Source organism: Oleiphilus sp. HI0067 (assembly GCF_001635735.1).
Genome location: NZ_LWFI01001368.1, coordinates 1 through 969, shown reverse-complemented (window position 1 = coordinate 969; position 969 = coordinate 1). Strand labels below are relative to the sequence as shown.

Annotated in this window: 2 protein-coding genes; both read right to left on the bottom strand. The window is 45.5% G+C overall.

Annotated elements, in window-relative coordinates; all coding sequences use genetic code 11:
* Positions 1-398: DUF3450 family protein (locus A3739_RS21805; RefSeq protein ID WP_197472485.1), on the bottom strand; the 398-nt coding region annotated here is incomplete at its 3' end.
* A 2-nt stretch (positions 399-400) separates the two neighbouring features.
* A partial coding sequence (locus A3739_RS21800) for a DUF1513 domain-containing protein (RefSeq protein ID WP_156502744.1) occupies positions 401-969 on the bottom strand: 569 nt, incomplete at its 5' end.

Genomic DNA, 969 nt, shown 5'->3' with positions numbered 1-969 from the left:
ATCATGTTTAACAACAAAGGAACCAAAGCTGTTTCAGTTTCAGATAAAGTTAGCATCTGCTTGCGTAAAGACGCTTTTTGTTCGCTTTGGCGCGATTGCATCACCTCAAGATGGGCGATGTTCTTCTGGTAGCGCGCTAGCTGTTCGTAGGATTCACGATATGCATCGAGCAACTCTTCAGTTTGTTCAGCAAGCACATCGATTTTTTCCTGCGATATTTTTCCAGAAATATTCGCGGCCTTTACAACTTGTATATTCGCATCAAATTTGCGGACAAGGTTCGAGTCGCTAATTGTGTTTTGCCCACGACTCGGCGACGCACTTACCAACAATGAGATCGCAAACAAAGGCAAGAGCAATGAACTCAGCCTCGTGCTTAGGTTTAGATTAATCAGCATGTTTACACCGTTATTTGGCTGAAGTGATTTCCCCAATGGGCGTTTGGCCATTCAGGAATTGAGACTGAGCTGAGTGCCAAAGCATGAGCGTCAATGTGATACAAAGAACCAGTACCAGAGGTAACAAAAAAGTACCTGCCATCCCGGCTTAAAGCGACACCACTCGCGTCAAAAATTTCTATTGAACTAATAAACTTACGATCTCGAGAATCCCAAAATGTGATGAGATTGCCTCGGGGACAAGTTATAGCAGTGACACCCGTTTCAGGATGAATACAAATGCTTGCAGTGTATTGATTCATTTTCCAATGGGTCTGATCGTCATCCGACTTAACCAACTGAATCTCTCGCTGCCCTTTTTGAAAGCCAACCACCGGCGGGAATTCTCGCTTACCTTTGTACTGAAGTGCCAACCCCACCGTGTCATCACTACCGACTGCCACATGCCGAATACTTAGACGCCGATCGGGCAAATCAAAGTGATCGAGTTGCTCCCCAGAGCTACTGTCTAGATAACTCAACTTAGGGTGCATCTTCGCAAGATTGAGCGACTTCCGGCCACTTTCTGGAT